This window comes from Mariniflexile sp. TRM1-10, from assembly GCF_003425985.1.
Lineage (GTDB): Bacteria > Bacteroidota > Bacteroidia > Flavobacteriales > Flavobacteriaceae > Mariniflexile.
Genome location: NZ_CP022985.1, coordinates 781,016 through 796,223, shown reverse-complemented (window position 1 = coordinate 796,223; position 15,208 = coordinate 781,016). Strand labels below are relative to the sequence as shown.

At 35.4% G+C, this 15,208-nt stretch carries 19 protein-coding genes and 1 pseudogene; 9 read left to right on the top strand and 11 right to left on the bottom strand.

Going from position 1 to position 15,208, the window contains the following annotated elements:
• Window positions 1-58: 58 nt before the first annotated feature.
• The 6 genes from CJ739_RS03675 to CJ739_RS03650 form a co-directional block, all read right to left on the bottom strand.
• Window positions 59-253 carry a hypothetical protein gene (locus tag CJ739_RS03675; protein WP_117172694.1) on the bottom strand — a complete coding sequence of 65 codons (195 nt, stop codon included), beginning with the start codon at window positions 251-253 and terminating at the stop codon, window positions 59-61.
• 120 nt (window positions 254-373) lie between these two features.
• Window positions 374-1,129, bottom strand: a complete 756-nt coding sequence (gene rluF / locus CJ739_RS03670; RefSeq protein WP_117178701.1) for a 23S rRNA pseudouridine(2604) synthase RluF — start codon at window positions 1,127-1,129, stop codon at window positions 374-376.
• Between the two features lie 328 nt (window positions 1,130-1,457).
• Complete coding sequence (locus CJ739_RS03665; protein ID WP_117172693.1) at window positions 1,458-2,282, bottom strand: alpha/beta fold hydrolase; 825 nt, start codon at window positions 2,280-2,282, stop codon at window positions 1,458-1,460.
• Entirely contained in the window at window positions 2,283-2,651 is a 369-nt protein-coding gene (locus CJ739_RS03660; protein WP_117172692.1) for a cupin domain-containing protein, read from the bottom strand. It abuts the gene before it with no gap.
• Window positions 2,652-2,699: 48 nt separating this feature from the next.
• On the bottom strand, window positions 2,700-3,671 hold the full coding sequence (locus tag CJ739_RS03655) for a YitT family protein (RefSeq protein ID WP_117172691.1): 972 nt from the start codon (window positions 3,669-3,671) through the stop codon (window positions 2,700-2,702).
• Window positions 3,672-3,701: 30 nt separating this feature from the next.
• Window positions 3,702-5,243 carry a helicase HerA-like domain-containing protein gene (locus CJ739_RS03650; RefSeq protein ID WP_117172690.1) on the bottom strand — a complete coding sequence of 514 codons (1,542 nt, stop codon included), beginning with the start codon at window positions 5,241-5,243 and terminating at the stop codon, window positions 3,702-3,704.
• 174 nt (window positions 5,244-5,417) lie between these two features.
• Between CJ739_RS03650 and CJ739_RS03645 the strand changes: the two genes are divergently transcribed.
• Entirely contained in the window at window positions 5,418-6,047 is a 630-nt protein-coding gene (locus tag CJ739_RS03645; protein WP_117172689.1) for a 7-carboxy-7-deazaguanine synthase QueE, read from the top strand.
• A gap of 22 nt (window positions 6,048-6,069) precedes the next feature.
• The gene (locus tag CJ739_RS20260; protein WP_162880120.1) at window positions 6,070-6,207 is read left to right on the top strand and encodes a hypothetical protein; all 138 of its coding nucleotides are present in this window, start codon (window positions 6,070-6,072) and stop codon (window positions 6,205-6,207) included.
• 34 nt (window positions 6,208-6,241) lie between these two features.
• Here CJ739_RS20260 and CJ739_RS03640 read toward each other — a convergent pair whose 3' ends face one another.
• Complete coding sequence (locus tag CJ739_RS03640; protein ID WP_117172688.1) at window positions 6,242-6,541, bottom strand: type II toxin-antitoxin system RelE/ParE family toxin; 300 nt, start codon at window positions 6,539-6,541, stop codon at window positions 6,242-6,244.
• Complete coding sequence (locus tag CJ739_RS03635) at window positions 6,523-6,759, bottom strand: hypothetical protein (RefSeq protein WP_117172687.1); 237 nt, start codon at window positions 6,757-6,759, stop codon at window positions 6,523-6,525. The genes CJ739_RS03640 and CJ739_RS03635 overlap by 19 nt, the downstream gene beginning before the upstream one ends.
• 180 nt (window positions 6,760-6,939) lie before the next feature.
• Between CJ739_RS03635 and CJ739_RS20520 the strand changes: the two are divergent.
• Window positions 6,940-7,047: pseudogene (locus CJ739_RS20520) on the top strand (7-carboxy-7-deazaguanine synthase QueE); the annotation flags it as partial.
• Between the two features lie 147 nt (window positions 7,048-7,194).
• Window positions 7,195-7,332: a hypothetical protein gene (locus tag CJ739_RS20255; protein ID WP_162880119.1), complete on the top strand. Its 138-nt coding sequence runs from the start codon at window positions 7,195-7,197 to the stop codon at window positions 7,330-7,332.
• Window positions 7,333-7,398: 66 nt separating this feature from the next.
• On the opposite strand, the gene CJ739_RS03625 is transcribed toward CJ739_RS20255, so the two are convergent.
• The 3 genes from CJ739_RS03625 to CJ739_RS03615 all read right to left on the bottom strand — a co-directional run bounded on the left by CJ739_RS03625 (window position 7,399) and on the right by CJ739_RS03615 (window position 9,641).
• Complete coding sequence (locus CJ739_RS03625) at window positions 7,399-7,932, bottom strand: DUF2911 domain-containing protein (RefSeq protein WP_117172686.1); 534 nt, start codon at window positions 7,930-7,932, stop codon at window positions 7,399-7,401.
• A gap of 265 nt (window positions 7,933-8,197) precedes the next feature.
• On the bottom strand, window positions 8,198-8,809 hold the full coding sequence (yihA, locus tag CJ739_RS03620) for a ribosome biogenesis GTP-binding protein YihA/YsxC (protein ID WP_117172685.1): 612 nt from the start codon (window positions 8,807-8,809) through the stop codon (window positions 8,198-8,200).
• 67 nt (window positions 8,810-8,876) lie between these two features.
• Window positions 8,877-9,641 (bottom strand): alpha/beta fold hydrolase, encoded by a 765-nt coding sequence (locus CJ739_RS03615; RefSeq protein ID WP_117172684.1) that lies wholly within the window; start codon window positions 9,639-9,641, stop codon window positions 8,877-8,879.
• Between the two features lie 292 nt (window positions 9,642-9,933).
• Here CJ739_RS03615 and mraZ point away from each other — a divergent pair, with 292 nt between their 5' ends.
• The 5 genes from mraZ to CJ739_RS03590 all read left to right on the top strand — a co-directional run bounded on the left by mraZ (window position 9,934) and on the right by CJ739_RS03590 (window position 15,203).
• On the top strand, window positions 9,934-10,404 hold the full coding sequence (gene mraZ / locus CJ739_RS03610; protein ID WP_117172683.1) for a division/cell wall cluster transcriptional repressor MraZ: 471 nt from the start codon (window positions 9,934-9,936) through the stop codon (window positions 10,402-10,404).
• A complete protein-coding gene (gene rsmH / locus CJ739_RS03605) occupies window positions 10,391-11,287 on the top strand; it encodes a 16S rRNA (cytosine(1402)-N(4))-methyltransferase RsmH (RefSeq protein WP_117172682.1) in 897 nt (298 codons plus the stop codon). The genes mraZ and rsmH overlap by 14 nt, the downstream gene beginning before the upstream one ends.
• A gap of 114 nt (window positions 11,288-11,401) precedes the next feature.
• Window positions 11,402-11,719 (top strand): FtsL-like putative cell division protein, encoded by a 318-nt coding sequence (locus tag CJ739_RS03600; protein ID WP_117172681.1) that lies wholly within the window; start codon window positions 11,402-11,404, stop codon window positions 11,717-11,719.
• 62 nt (window positions 11,720-11,781) lie between these two features.
• Complete coding sequence (locus CJ739_RS03595) at window positions 11,782-13,743, top strand: PASTA domain-containing penicillin-binding protein (RefSeq protein WP_117172680.1); 1,962 nt, start codon at window positions 11,782-11,784, stop codon at window positions 13,741-13,743.
• Complete coding sequence (locus CJ739_RS03590) at window positions 13,740-15,203, top strand: UDP-N-acetylmuramoyl-L-alanyl-D-glutamate--2,6-diaminopimelate ligase (RefSeq protein ID WP_117172679.1); 1,464 nt, start codon at window positions 13,740-13,742, stop codon at window positions 15,201-15,203. Before CJ739_RS03595 ends, CJ739_RS03590 begins: the two co-directional genes overlap by 4 nt.
• The last annotated feature ends 5 nt before the right edge of the window (window positions 15,204-15,208 follow it).

Sequence of the window (15,208 nt, the reverse complement as noted above, 5' to 3'; positions counted from 1 at the left end):
AGTCAAAACGTTTCTCTATCTTCTTAATTATTGTTAAAAGGTTTTTTAGCTAAATTTTCTATTCGATTGGGTTAGCGGGTTCGTCCTTTCTATATTTTAGCATGGATACACCTGCGATAAAGAAGACACCACCTAATATGGTTAACGCCCAAGGGCTGAGTGTTACAAAGTTATTACCAAAAAGACCTAAAACCCCTAGAATTAAGGCTATCGTACCTCCAATTGTCAAAATGAATGCCAATATTCGTATCATAGTTTCAAAATTTATTTTAATGCTAAGATAGCGTCAAAGGGTATGATGCCCATTACAAAATTAAGTGAGAGCGTTTTATAATTCCCATATTAAGTAATCGGTTTATCCGAGTGGCTTGGATTAATTTCGGCGAAATTTATTGGGTTTGTACTCTTTTGTTGAATCGCTAATCAGTCTGTTTAATTCGCTAAATTCTTCTTTGGTGAGTTCTCGGTATTCACCTAAAGGCATATCGAGTTTTATATTCATTATTCTAACACGTTTTAGCGTTTCAACTTCATAATTTAAGTATTCGCACATGCGGCGGATTTGTCGGTTTAAACCTTGTGTTAATATGATTTTAAACTCGTAAGTACTCAGTTTTTCAACCACACATTTATTGGTGACTTTATTTAAATCTTCAAGAGGAACACCACCTGCCATACGTTCAATAAAGGTTTGCGAAATAGGTTTATCTACCCTAACAATGTATTCTTTTTCGTGGTTATTGCTGGCACGAAGAATTTTGTTTACAATATCGCCATCATCGGTTAGCAGAATCAAACCTTCACTGGGTTTGTCTAACCTTCCAATAGGGAAAATACGTTTGGGGTAGTTTATAAAATCGATGATGTTGTCTTTTTCAACACTTGTGTCTGTTGTGCAAACAATACCTACAGGTTTGTTAAAAGCTAAATATACAAAGGCTTCATTTGAAGCATTTATTTCTTTTCCATCTACATGAACCACATCATTAGGGGCTATTTTTGTGCCCATTTCTGGTATAACGCCGTTTATGGTTACACGTCCTGCTTCGATAAGTTTATCAGCTTCCCTGCGCGAGCAGTATCCAACTTCGCTTAAAAATTTATTGATGCGTTTTAATTCTATTTCCATTTGAATAAAAAAATCAAAAACCATTTTAAATCAATCCAGATAATTTGGTAATAATGATGGTTTTGTTGTTAAGAGACTGTTTAAGTTTTATCCTTTGGCTCTTTTATGTGTCTTTTTCCGCCGTACATCAGCTATTTTTCGATCCATAGCTATGGCTATGAATCTCCCTCGCGGCAGCCTGGCTCCTTCGCTAAAAAGGTCTCCCCAGACCTTTTTTATACGCTCGGCCCTGTCTGACAAAAAAATACCCTATAAAACATTCCAAAAACAAAATTTAAACAGTCTCTAAAAGCCCATTCTGGCTTCATGTTTCAAAAGTACAACAAATCTAGGTGTTTAAAAACTCTAAAATATGCTTGTAAACGGTCTCGTTTTTTAAACCATGACCAAATCCAGCGGTTTTTATAAGCTTAGAATTTTTATAGTATTTTGAAATATGCAAAGCATCCTTATACGATATGATTCGGTCTTTTTTATCGTGAATGATGAGTCCTTTTGCTTGGATATTCTTCGAGAAATTTTGAATGGCATAAAATTCAGGAAAATACCCAAAATGTTTTAAGTAATAGTCGTTTATTGCTTTGATTACTTTTTTGTTGTATCCCATGATTTTGACGTAATTATCAATAACTTCATCAAAATTTGAAGGCGCACCAAGTAACACTAATTTTTTAACAGGTAGTTCATGGTTGTTAATAGCTAGGGCTGAAGCTGTACCGCCAATAGAGTGCCCAATAACAATGGAAGGATTAAACTGTTTAATGACTAAATTAATGCATTCTGAATACAGCACTGCATTGAAAATTTTACTTCCAGAATCGCCATGTGCAGGTGCATCTAAAGCAATAATGTTGTAATCTTCAGATTTTAAAATTTTTATTAAATCTTTCCATCTGAATGCATTGCTTTCCCAACCATGGACCAGTAAAATAGTGTCTTTTTTTCCGCTCCAACAATACGTTTTTATGGGGACATCTTTATAAGTAATAGTCTCTTGAGCGGCAGATTTTAGATAGTTTGTTTCGTCATCATTCAGTTTGCCTTTTCGAGGTGTTGAAAATATTTTAACGGCTAGTTTAGCAGCGTAATAGGGGGAAAGAAAACTTATGAAGTTTATAAAGCTTCCAATAGTTTTGACAAGGTGTTTGTTCATTTAATCTTCTCGGTTTACTAAATCCATAGAAAAAGCAGGCGTACAAATGGCTATGTATTCGCAAACTTCGGTAAACGGATTGGAATATTGCACTCTGGTATTTTTGTTTATTTTGATGGATTGACCAGCTTCTAAAACAACGATTTCGTTTTCAATAATAAACTGTTTTTTACCGCGAATTATAAAGGTGTATTCGTCAAATTCGGGCGTTTGAAAAGGTTCGCTCCAGCCCGCAGGTGCTTTCATATGGGCAATACTTATTTGGGAATTACCGTTGGTTGCCACCCCAAAATGTTCTTTAATTATTTTTCCATCGGTTGTTGGAACAATAAAAGGATTGTCTTGTATGGTGTATTTTTTATCAGTCATGGATTTTTGTCATAATACATTTATTCATTTTTCATTATTCATTACACATTATTTAAGCGGTTTCTTCTTAATCATCCCACCCTTTAAATCTTTTACAATACCCATAATTATAAAAGCATTTCTGTCAATTTTATCAATTTCGGTTTGCAATTTAGCAAGTTCTAATCTAGTAACAACAGTGTAAATAATGTCTTTATCGTAACTATCACCGCTTTTACCAAAACCACCTTTGCCAGCGTAAATGGTACAAGCTCTTTGCAATTCTTTGGTAAGCATGTGTCTTAATTCTTCGTGTTTGGTAGATATAATGGTAACACCAACGTATTCTTCAACACCATCTACCACAAAATCAACTGTTTTTGCAGCTGCTAAATACGTTAAAATGGCATAGAGTGCTGTTTCCATAGATAGAATATAAGCACCAGCGGAAAATATTAAAATGTTGATTAATAAAAGAACATCTCCGATAGTTAATGATAATTTTTTACTTAGGAAAATGGCTAATACTTCGGTGCCATCAATGACGCTGCCACCTCGCATAGACATACCGATTCCTAAACCTAAAAAGAAACCGCCAAAAACCGAGATCAGTAATTTATCGTCTGTAATAGTTGGATATTCTACAAAATGAACTACAAAAGCTAATAAGGCAATGGCTGCAATACTTCTAATAGCAAATTTTAACCCAATGGTTCGTGATGCTAAAATTAGAAAAGGTAGGTTAACAAGGATTAAAAAATAACTTAAATCCAAAGAGGTTATGTTTTGAAGTAATAGCGAAATACCTGTAGCACCACCATCAATAAATCGATTTGGTAGCAAGAACCCTTTTAAGCCAAAGCCAGCCGAAAACACACCCACTACAATAAAAATATATTCTTTAATGGCATGTGATATTTCAACCTGAAATTTCCTTACTAAAGGAACTATCTCCTTTTTGCTTACAGTTTTATTTTTCTGTTTAGATTGAAGTCGCTTTCGAGCAATATCAACTAACAGTTTTGATAAGAATGGATTCATTATGCTGATTTTTTAAGGTCTATAAGCAACCTATTTTTTCATTACTTTAGTTAAAATACCAAATACGCTACGGATAAAAGTTGCACTAGTGAGTACTTTTACTATGGGATTCATTGCTGTGCTTTTTCGAGAAGTTGTTGTAGCACGTTGTCTTGATTCGGCTTTTTCGAGAGCTTCTTTTTCTAATTTAGCTTTTTTCTTGGCTTCTTCGGTTTCAGCTTGCTCTATTTTTTTGTTAAGTAGTTCGTAAGCACTTTCCCTATCTATGGTTTCGTTATATTTTTTAACGAGCTTCGATTGTGAATTCAATGTCCTTAATTCATAATCGGTTAAAATATCCATTCTGCTCATTGGCGCACGCATCATAGTGGCAGCTAGGGGCGTAGGGCGTCCTTTTTCGTCAAGAGCGGAAACCAACGCTTCACCTGTGCCAAGTGATGTTAATACTTCAACAGTGTTATAATAATCAGAGTCTGGATAATTTTGTGCGGTTAATTTTATAGCTTTTCTATCATTAGCTGTAAAAGCTCTAAGGGCGTGTTGAATTTTTAAACCTAACTGACTTAAAACCGCTTCAGGTACATCGGTTGGGTTTTGGGTTACAAAATAGAGGCCAACTCCTTTACTTCTGATTAATTTAACGATGCTTTCAATTTGATTGAGTAGTGCTTTGGATGCTTCGTTAAAAATTAAGTGCGCTTCATCTATAAAAATCACTAATTCTGGTCTGTCGCTATCGCCTTGTTCCGGGAATGTGGAATAAATTTCAGCAAGCAGACTCAACATAAAGGTTGAGAATAACTTCGGTCTATCTTGAATATCGGTTAATCGGATGATATTTATATAGCCTCTACCGCTATTATCAATACGTAGCAAATCATCTACATCAAAGGAGGTTTCGCCAAAAAATAAATCGGCACCTTGTTGTTCTAGCTCGACCACTTTACGCAAAATAGCACCTGTTGATGATGTAGAAATACGTCCGTAAGCATCATCAAATTCTGCTTTACCTTCCTGGGTGGCGTATTGTAATATTTTTTTAAAATCTTTTAAATCGAGAATAGGCAGTTTGTTATCGTCGCAATATTGAAAAATAATTGCCACAACACCCGATTGTGCATCCGATAAATCTAAAATTCTAGATAGTAAAACAGGACCAAATTCGCTAACGGTAGCCCTAAGTCTCACGCCATCTTGCTCAGAAAGTGTTAAAACTTCGACAGGAAAACTTTTAGCTTCAAAAGGCAAACCTATTTGGGCATGGCGTTCATCAATTTTCGGGTGTCCAGGACTTGGTTGTGCTATACCACTTAAATCACCTTTAATGTCCATTAATAATACAGGAATACCTTTATCGCTTAAATTTTCGGCTAATACTTGCAGTGATTTTGTTTTTCCTGTACCCGTAGCTCCAGCTATTAAGCCATGGCGGTTTAAGGTTTTTAATGGAATATTTACCAAGGCATTGGTTAAGGTTTCGCCGTTTAGCATGGCTGCACCAACAGATATAAAATCGCCTTTACAAACATGGCCTTCTGTTATGTATTTAAAAAAAGTTTCCTTCGTGCTCATTTACTGAAATTTTTTATAAAAATAGGTATTCTATATGAAATGTCCATGATTAACCAAATGCAAAATTTTATATAGATTTTCCTCATGGCATGGCATATGACCTTTAAAAAAATAAGATGAGTTCTATGTAAAACTTTGAACAATTAAATAACAAACGTTTATCTTTGCAGCCTTATGAACAAAGAGATAAAAAAATTAGTTGATACAGGCAACATGTTGCCATTAATGGAAGAGTTTTACACCATACAAGGTGAAGGTTTCCATAAAGGAACTGCTGCGTATTTTGTTAGAATAGGCGGCTGCGATGTAGGTTGCCATTGGTGTGATGTAAAGGAAAGTTGGAATGCTAATTTGCACCCACCAACCGACATCTTAAAAATTGTTGAAAACGCTAAAAAGTATAGTAATACCATCGTGGTTACAGGTGGCGAGCCATTAACGTGGGATATGACGCCCTTAACTACAAAGTTAAAAGCCGAAGGCTTACAGATACATATTGAAACCTCTGGTGCTTATAAACTAACGGGTATTTGGGACTGGATTTGCTTATCGCCTAAAAAAATAAAACTCCCTACTAAAGAAGTATATGCAAAAGCCCACGAGCTTAAAGTAATTGTATATAATAAAGACGATTTCCGCTTTGCGGAAGAACAAGCTGCCAAAGTAAATAAAGATTGTATTTTGTATTTGCAACCCGAGTGGAGCAAACGCGATAAAGTAATTCCTGAAATTGTAGATTATGTAATGGCAAACCCTAAATGGAAAGTGTCACTACAAACGCATAAGTATTTAAATATTCCCTAAATTGGTACATATTTAAAATACTATGGAAAAATTATTAAGAATTATTGGAGCCGCTTGGGGCGCAAAAAAAATTGGTGGCGGAAAATGCGGATGTTTTGGAACCATCTTTGTATTCCTAATTTTATATTGGCTTTTAGGATACGTGTTTAAGGTTTTATAAATAACATTAAGTTGCGGTCTGCTATAAATTACTATTATTTTGTTAACCTTTTTTTAGGATTTTGGCGGTTATCCCAAAAAGAAACTATTTCAATTCTGTCTTCATTTGTTTCATAAAAAATCAGGTAAACTTCCATCGTGATTACTCTGGTTTCTTTGTTTGAGGTTAACCTGCCTATAAACTCAGTTGTAGAAAGTGTTTTAAGTAAATCTTCAATTTCCAATAAAATTTTTAGGCTGTAGTTAGAATTTCCATTTCTATGATTGAAAAATTCAAGAATATCCTCTAACTCAATTTTTGCTCTTAAAGACCAAATTATTTTTTTGTTAGCCATTGTTTCATTTCAGACATTACTTCTTTGTGTTCTTTGTAAGTTCCATTTGTTATTTCATGGCGTCCAGCTTCAATAGCTTTATTTTGTTCAGTAGACAATTCATATAATGCTTGTTCTGATGTATCAAATATGGTTTGTAGTGCTCTTAAAAAGTTTAAGTCTTTAGAGTTCTTAATTCTATTAATTAAATTGTTTTTTATTTGTGCCGTTGTGTCCATTTTGACTTTTTATGGTATTTTCAAATTTAATTAATTTTTTTATTACATAGTGTTAAAATTGGTTTTTGTGCATTGATAATGTGTTGCGTAATATTTTGGATGTGGAAGGGTAGGTTGGTTTGACGTTTATGTATGAGAATAGTGCGGTTTTGATAGCGAGGAATTTCCGTAGGAAAATCAGAAGCTAGCAAACGTGATAAAGTGATTCCTGAAATTGTAGATTATGTAATGGCAAACCCTAAATGGAAAGTGTCACTACAAACGCATAAGTATTTAAATATTCCCTAAATAGGTGCATAAGTAAGTTGAAAGTTTAAACGTTGTGAAGTATAAAGTAGAAATACTGTAAATAGTAGCTTAAAATCAATCTGTTGAGTCACTTTGTCTAATTTTAAAACACGACATTATTCAATGGTTGTTATTTATTTAAATACTGTGGAAAAATTATTAAGAATTATTGGAGCCGCTTGGGGCGCAAAAAAAATTGGTGGCGGAAAATGCGGATGTTTTGGAACCTTCTTTGTCTTCCTGATTTTATATTGGCTATTAGGGCATGTGTTTAAAGTTTTATAGAAAAAAAAGTTCCATTAGCATTTCGCTATGGAACTTTTTTTTTGCCTAAAGCCTAAAGCCTAAAGCCTATTTTGTAAAAGGTACAGCAACCCTAACCGTGTCCCAGCCTAAATACATTGTGCCATCATCGGCAAAAGCAATCGAGAAAGCTTCCAATGAATCGCCAGAACTTACAGGTGCCGAAACTCTAATAACATCATTGGCTTCGTTATACGAATAAGCGCCCCAAACATTAATATCTTTATTTAAAATAATAGTCCATTCTGTATCCCCAGGAATTGTAAACAGAGAATATTCTCCTGCTTTAACTGCTTTCCCGCCAACTTTCATGTCTTTATATAAGGTGATATTGGCAGCTTCGTTCGCGCCGGTACGCCATACTTTGCCGTTAGGAGCTAAAGTGCTTAAATCCCTTTCTTTAAGTTGCGGTCTGCTATAAACTACTTTTACTAGTTTGTTAGGTTCTTTGTGGCTGCTAGGATATGCCGTGGCATCCATAGGACTTTTGTCTATAGAACTGAATTTTTGAGCCTCCATAGTAGAAGATAAAAGCATGATAAAGATGCAAGCAATACTTGTAATAAATGTCGATTTTTTCATAGGATTAGTGTTTTTATTATTTCCATAAAGGTGGAAATCCGTTTAAAGATTAGTAAAGTTTTAAAGATAAGTCTAAATAATCTTAAAGTTTTTGTAAAAGTCGATGGCGAATGTTAAAGTTTATATTTAAGATGAATCTTTATCGGTTATAAGAGCGTTGACAAGGCTTGTCTACTGTCTTACACGCCTTTAGTTTTAAATTTGGGTAAATTTATTAGTAGATTTAATAGTTTTTAAATGAGCTGCTTTACTTTTATAAAGAAATTCAATGTGTCCCCAATTCCATATTCTCATTCAACCCATTAATATAGTTTAAAACAGCATCTTTTCCCGCTTCATTGCTCGATGAGGTTATAAAATAATTAGGCATGTCTTCCCATGTTTCTAAAAGCACGTTTTTGTAATCTTCAACATGTCTTAAAATCGCATTGGGTTTTAGTTTGTCGGCTTTAGTAAAAATGATAGAAAACGGAATGCCATGCTCGCCCAGCCATTGCATAAATTCTAAATCAATAGGTTGGGGCTCGTGCCTTATATCTACTAAAACAAAAGCGGTTACTAGTTGTTCGCGTAGGCTAAAATATTGGGTGATAAATTTTTGAAACGTTTTTTTTGCATTTTTAGAAACACGTGCATAACCATATCCCGGTAAATCTACCAAGTGCCAATTTTTATTAATTAAAAAATGATTGATAAGTTGTGTTTTACCTGGTCTTCCTGAGGTTTTAGCTAAACTTTTTCGACTCGTTAGCATGTTGATGAGTGACGATTTGCCTACGTTACTTCTGCCAATAAACGCATACTCGGGCAGTAATCCTTTAGGGCATTTTGCCACATCGGAATTACTCATTACAAACTCGGCCGATTTTATATGCATCTATTTTTTTGATATTAATTCAAATCACCATTTAAACCTTGTTGAGATTTGGGGTTTTGTAACTTAATTAAAGATTTCTTTTTTGTAGCCAAGCATCAAGAATTTGGTTAAACTGGTCGGGGTGTTCCATCATAGCGGCATGCCCACATTTGTCAACCCAAAATAACTCAGAATCTGGTAAAAGACTGTCAAATTCTTCGGCGACTTCCGGCGGTGTTACGGTGTCGTTTTTACCCCAAATAATACAGGTGGGGATGTTCATTTTTGGTAAATCCTTTGCCATGTTATGCCGAATGGCACTTTTGGCAATGGCTAATGTTTTTATAAGCTTGTTACGGTCGTTTACGGTTTCGTAAACTTCATCTACAATGGCCTTGGTTGCAATAGAAGGATCGTAAAAAACATCCTGTGCTTTCTTTTTAATAACTTCATAATCGCTGCGTTTGGTGTAACCACCACCCATAGCGCTCTCGTATAGGCCAGAACTTCCTGTTATGACCAATGCTTTTACTTTATCGGGGTATTGTTTTGTGTGATATAAACCAATGTGTCCGCCCAACGAATTACCTAGTAAAATAACTTCTTCATAGCCTTTGAATTCTATAAAGTCGTGTAGGTATCTAGCAAAACTTTTTACATTGGTTTTAAGTAAAGACATGGAGTAAATAGGAAGTTCAGGAATAACAACATTATATCCTCTTTGGCTAAAATATTTAATTACCGAATCAAAATTACTTAAGCCGCCCATTAATCCGTGTAATACTATAATTGGTGTGCCTTCACCAGCTTCAATATAGCTGTAATTCTTCTCTTTTTTTAAACTATGGGTCATTAATCGGATGTCATTGCTTTAAAAACAAATATAGTTATTTCATTCATATTTCAATCATTTTATTGATTTTCAAAAATAATATTTCGAAACTGAGATGTTAACAATCGTGGCATTGTTGAAAAGTTATGTTTAACCTATTGATACTAAGTGGTAGTGGGTGTTGTTGTGATTTAAAAACCCTCATAAGTTGCGTTTAGTCGAAAAATTATTAACAAAGTGGTATAAAGTGGTAAAAAGTGGTAAAATTTTCAATATATTTGAAACATAAACACAAAAAAGCTCACAAATCACATTGGACTTATTAACAGGAACATACGATTGTAAAGTGGATGCAAAAGGCAGGCTAATGATGCCTTCTCCGCTTAAAAAGCAACTGTCTTCGGTTTTGCCAGATGGATTTGTGTTGCGACGTTCTGTGTTTCAAAAGTGTTTGGAATTGTACCCCATGAGCGAATGGCAGGTGCTTATGCAGAAAATGAATAAGCTTAATCGGTTCAATAAAAAGAACAACGATTTTATCCGTCGTTTTACAGCAGGTGTTAAAATGGTTGAGGTAGATGTGAACGGACGCTTATTGATTCCTAAAGATTTAACGGTATTTGCAAATATTTCAAAAGACATCGTGGTAACCTCTGCCATTAATATTATTGAGATTTGGGATAAGGATTTATATGAACAAGCCATAGATGATGCTGCTGTAGATTTTGCAGATTTGGCAGAAGAAGTTATGGGACAAGATGATGACGACCATGGAATATCATAACCCAGTATTATTGAAAGAAGCTGTTGACGGGTTGAATATTAATCCAGATGGTATTTATGTAGATGTCACTTTTGGTGGTGGTGGGCACAGTAAAGAAATATTAAAACGACTTGGTGATAAAGGAAAATTATTTGCTTTCGATCAAGATCAAGACGCTCTTAAAAATACGATTGACGATTCAAGATTCACCTTGATAAATGAAAACTTTCGTTACATAAAACGCTTTTTAAGATTTTATGGTGTAAAGAAAGTGGATGGGGTTTTGGCGGATTTTGGTGTGTCGTCACATCAATTTGATGTTGCGGAACGTGGTTTTTCAACGCGTTTTGAGGCGGATTTGGACATGCGAATGGATCAGCAAAATATGTTGTCAGCTTTTCAGGTTGTAAATAAATACGAGGAAGAGCAATTGAAACAGGTGTTTTTGCAGTATGGCGAATTGAGGGCGGCACCAGCGATGGCAAAATTAATTGTTGAACACCGGGAATCGCAACCTATTGTTACTAGTGAAGAGTTGAAAGCAGTATTGAAAAAGTTTTTGCCACCACGACATGAAAATAAAGTGTTGGCCCAAATATATCAAGCGATAAGAATTGAAGTGAACCAAGAAATTGAGGCTTTAAAAGAGTTTTTGGAGCAAACGCCAGAGCTTTTAAATGAAGGCGGCCGATTAAGTTTGATTTCTTATCACTCGTTGGAAGATAGATTGGTAAAGCGTTTTATAAGAAATGGCTTGTTTGAAGGGGAGCCTGAGCGCGATATGTATGGAAATTTTGAAGTACCACTTAAAAAAGTAAATGGTTTAATAGTGCCTTCAAAAGAAGAAATAAAAAATAATAGTAGAGCAAGAAGTGCAAAACTTCGAATTGCGGAAAAAATATAATGCATCCTAACTCTTTCCAAAAGGAAGGAGTTCTGCTAAAAGCAGTGAGGATTTTAGTGATAATTAAATAACTAATTCTCTCCTTTGGAGAGATGTCTAGGAGAGGCAGGGAGGATGAAAACAAACATCTATAAAATATTAAAAGGCACTTTTTTGGTAAGTGATGACTCTTTTAAGAATTGGAGGTTTATCATATTTATTTCGGCTTTGGCTATAGTGATGATTGCGAGTTCACACAGTGCTGATAAAAAGGTGTATGAAATAGCGCGATTAAAAAATGAAGTAAGCGAAATGCGGTCGGCCTTTATTGATGGTCGCTCAAGGCTTATGAAATTAAAAATGGAATCGCATGTTATGGAAGTTATGTTGCAAAAAGGCATAGAACCATCGGTAATTCCACCAAAAAAAATAAAAGTAAAATCTCAAAAATAACATAGGGCTTAGTGATAAACGAGAAAAGCATATTAAACCGATTGTATTTTGTGGCAGGGTGTATGTTCATCTTCGGACTTGCTGTGCTGTTCAAATTGGTTAGTCTTCAGTTTTTCCAAGGCGATAAGTATAGAGCTTTAGCTGGCGAGCGTGTCATTAAAAATGTGGTGATTCCTGCAAATAGAGGTAATGTGTATTCTCTTAAAGGAAATTTGCTGGCAACTTCCATTCCTAAATACGATATTAGGTTTGATGCGTTAACGCCAACAGCGAAAACCTTCGAAAAATACGTAAAGCCTTTAAGTGATTCGCTTTCAAAATATTATGGAAAACCTTCTGGTTATTATCAAAACGAACTTAGAAAAGCACGTGTGAATAAAAATAGGTACCACTTAATCGCTAGAAATGTTGGGTACTTTGATTATATCCGTTTACGCAATTTCCCATTGTTGGAGTTGGGGGCATACAAAGGCGGGTTGATTGTAGAGCAAACGACCAAGCGTGAACATCCTATGGGTGGTATTGCACAGCGTTCTATTGGTTATGAGCGTTTTGATGAAAAGGGAAATGTGACTAGAGCGGGTATTGATGGTGCTTTTGGAGTGAAGTATTTACGTGGAACCGATGGGCAACGAAAAAAACAGCAAATAGGAAAAGGGCAGTGGAAGCCTTTGAATGATGCCAATGAAATTGATCCTAAAAACGGCTATGATGTTTATACAACCATCGATGTCAATATTCAGGATATTGCGCACCATGCACTTTTGGAGCAATTGGAAAAATACAAAGCAGATCATGGTTGTGTAGTGGTGATGGAAACAAAAACTGGCGAAGTTCGTGCTATTTCAAATTTAGGAAGAAACAGCGATGGCTATTATTACGAACGTTTAAATTATGCGGTTGGTGAATCCCATGAGCCAGGTTCTACTTTTAAATTAATGGCCTTAACTGCTGGCATTGAGGATAAAGTTATTGATACCAGCGATGTCGTAGATACCGAGAAGGGGATTATAAAATTCTACGGTGAATCGGTTGAAGATTCGCATCGTGGTGGTTATGGTAAAATTACGGTATCTAAAGCGTTTGAGGTGTCTTCGAACACAGGAATTGTAAAGGCTATTGATAAAGCTTATGGTAAATCACCGAGCAAATTTGTTGATAGGTTATACGCCATGAATCTTAATAATGATTTAGACCTACCTATTATTGGAGAGCCTAAGCCTGTTATTCCAGACCCACGAGTTAAAAACGGGCGTTGGAGTGGTATTGCTTTGCAGTGGATGGCTTATGGTTATGGCGTGTCTCTCACACCTCTACAAACTTTAACCTTTTATAACGCCATTGCTAATGATGGAGAAATGGTTAAGCCTCAATTTTTAAGGGAGGTAAAAGAGTTTGACGATGTGGTGGTGCCTTTTAAAAAGGAAGTGTTAAACGAGCAAATTTGTTCAAAAGAAACCATTTTAAAAGTAAAGCAATTACTTAAAAATGTCGTGGAGAAAAAACATGGTACTGGACACAGGTTGTATTCTGAAAACTTCTCGATGGCAGGGAAAACAGGAACCAGTCAAAAAGATTATGCTAATAAAGATAAGTTAAGTTATATCTCATCATTTGCAGGTTATTTTCCTGCTGAGAACCCAAAATATTCATGTATTGTGGTTATTCACGAGCCCGATAAAAGTGTGGGGTATTATGGTGCCGATGTATCTGGTCCAGTATTCAAAAGAATAGCCCAGAAAATATTTACTGATACGCCCATTATAGACGAGGTGAAGTCTTTGGATGTTAGAGTAGCTTCGGTAGAAACCGAATATGAAAGTTTCTATAAAACAGCCCAAACGTACAAAACCATTATGCCAAATGTGGTTGGTTTACCCGCTATGGATGCTTTGGCATTGCTGGAAAATATGCAGGTTAAGGTAAAAGTGAAATTAGAAGGAAATGGTATTGTTAAAAAGCAGTCCGTAGAACAAAATATAAAGTTAAAGAATAACCAAGTAGTCGTTTTAAAAGCTTCATGACCATATTAAAAGACATATTATATAAAGTAACTATTAACGCTGTGGTAGGTTCTACGGGTGTTGGAGTGACTGCTATTGATTTCGACTCTAGGAATATTAAGGGCGGCTATGTGTTTGTTGCTATTAAAGGAAGTGTTTCAGATGGTCATAAGTTTATTGATGTTGCCATAAAACAAGGCGCGGTTGCCGTGATTTGTGAAGTTTTGCCCGAAAAACTAAGTGATGGAGTTACGTATGTTGAGGTAGACAATAGCAGTAAAGCCTTAGCGATAATGGCTTCAAATTATTATGAAAACCCTTCAGGGAATTTAAAGTTGGTTGGTGTTACGGGTACTAACGGAAAAACGACAGTCGCAAGTTTGTTGTATCAGTTATTCAAAAAAGCAGGTTATAAAGTGGGATTGTTGTCTACCGTAAAAATTATGGTTGATACTATCGAGTATAAAGCCACCCATACGACTCCCGATTCTTTAACTATCAATAAGTATTTACAAGCGATGAATACTGAAGGTGTTGAGTTTTGCTTTATGGAAGTAAGCTCTCATGGCATTCATCAACATAGAACAGAAGGCTTGCGGTTTGAAGGTGGTATTTTTACCAATCTAACGCACGATCATTTAGACTATCACAATACATTTTCCGAATACCGCGATGTGAAAAAATCCTTTTTTGATGCGCTTCCGGAAAAAGCATTCGCTCTTGTGAACACGGATGATAAGAACGGATTGGTGATGCTGCAAAATACCAAAGCACGAAAATACACTTATGCTTTAAAAGGGTATGCCGATTATAAATCCCAAATTTTGGAAAATCAATTTGGAGGCTTATTGTTAAAGATAAATGATGCTGAAGTTTGGACACGACTTATAGGGAATTTTAATGCTTATAATATCTTGGCAATTTACGCAACAGCAGAATTGTTAGGTCTTGAAAAAGTGGAGATTCTGCGTTTTATAAGCGAATTGGAAAGTGTAAGTGGCCGTTTTCAGTATGTCATTTCAAACGAAAAAATCACAGCGATTGTTGATTATGCACATACACCCGACGCACTTAAAAACGTATTGGAAACCATTAATAGCATCCGTACAAAAAACGAAGAGTTAATAACTGTTGTAGGTTGTGGTGGTGATAGAGATAAAACCAAGCGTCCTAAAATGGGGCATATTGCTACGGCTTTAAGCACCAAGGTTATTTTTACTAGTGATAATCCACGAAGTGAAGAGCCAGAAGCCATTCTAAAAGACATTGAAAAAGGAGTAGAACCTCAAAATTATAAAAAAACATTAACCATTACCGATAGGCTTCAGGCTATAAAAACAGCCTGCCAAATGGCACAGCCAAATGATATTATTCTTATAGCAGGCAAAGGGCATGAAACCTATCAAGAAATAAAAGGCGAACGTTTCGATTTTGATGATTTTAAAATAGTACAAGAGTTTTTAAACCAGTTAAGTAAATAACATAA

Coding starts and splice junctions, on each gene's coding strand:
- CJ739_RS03645 (WP_117172689.1), top strand. CDS start 5,418: ATGAACAAAGAGATAAAAAAATTAGTTGATACAGGCAACATGTTGCCA.
- CJ739_RS20260 (WP_162880120.1), top strand. CDS start 6,070: ATGGAAAAATTATTAAGAATTATTGGAGCCGCTTGGGGCGCAAAAAAA.
- CJ739_RS03625 (WP_117172686.1), bottom strand. CDS start 7,932: ATGAAAAAATCGACATTTATTACAAGTATTGCTTGCATCTTTATCATG.
- CJ739_RS03600 (WP_117172681.1), top strand. CDS start 11,402: ATGAAAACAAACATCTATAAAATATTAAAAGGCACTTTTTTGGTAAGT.
- rsmH (WP_117172682.1), top strand. CDS start 10,391: ATGGAATATCATAACCCAGTATTATTGAAAGAAGCTGTTGACGGGTTG.
- CJ739_RS03665 (WP_117172693.1), bottom strand. CDS start 2,282: ATGAACAAACACCTTGTCAAAACTATTGGAAGCTTTATAAACTTCATA.
- yihA (WP_117172685.1), bottom strand. CDS start 8,809: ATGCATATAAAATCGGCCGAGTTTGTAATGAGTAATTCCGATGTGGCA.
- CJ739_RS03655 (WP_117172691.1), bottom strand. CDS start 3,671: ATGAATCCATTCTTATCAAAACTGTTAGTTGATATTGCTCGAAAGCGA.
- CJ739_RS03675 (WP_117172694.1), bottom strand. CDS start 253: ATGATACGAATATTGGCATTCATTTTGACAATTGGAGGTACGATAGCC.
- rluF (WP_117178701.1), bottom strand. CDS start 1,129: ATGGAAATAGAATTAAAACGCATCAATAAATTTTTAAGCGAAGTTGGA.
- CJ739_RS03590 (WP_117172679.1), top strand. CDS start 13,740: ATGACCATATTAAAAGACATATTATATAAAGTAACTATTAACGCTGTG.
- CJ739_RS03595 (WP_117172680.1), top strand. CDS start 11,782: ATGTTCATCTTCGGACTTGCTGTGCTGTTCAAATTGGTTAGTCTTCAG.
- CJ739_RS03640 (WP_117172688.1), bottom strand. CDS start 6,541: ATGGCTAACAAAAAAATAATTTGGTCTTTAAGAGCAAAAATTGAGTTA.
- CJ739_RS03650 (WP_117172690.1), bottom strand. CDS start 5,243: ATGAGCACGAAGGAAACTTTTTTTAAATACATAACAGAAGGCCATGTT.
- CJ739_RS03615 (WP_117172684.1), bottom strand. CDS start 9,641: ATGACCCATAGTTTAAAAAAAGAGAAGAATTACAGCTATATTGAAGCT.
- CJ739_RS03660 (WP_117172692.1), bottom strand. CDS start 2,651: ATGACTGATAAAAAATACACCATACAAGACAATCCTTTTATTGTTCCA.
- CJ739_RS03635 (WP_117172687.1), bottom strand. CDS start 6,759: ATGGACACAACGGCACAAATAAAAAACAATTTAATTAATAGAATTAAG.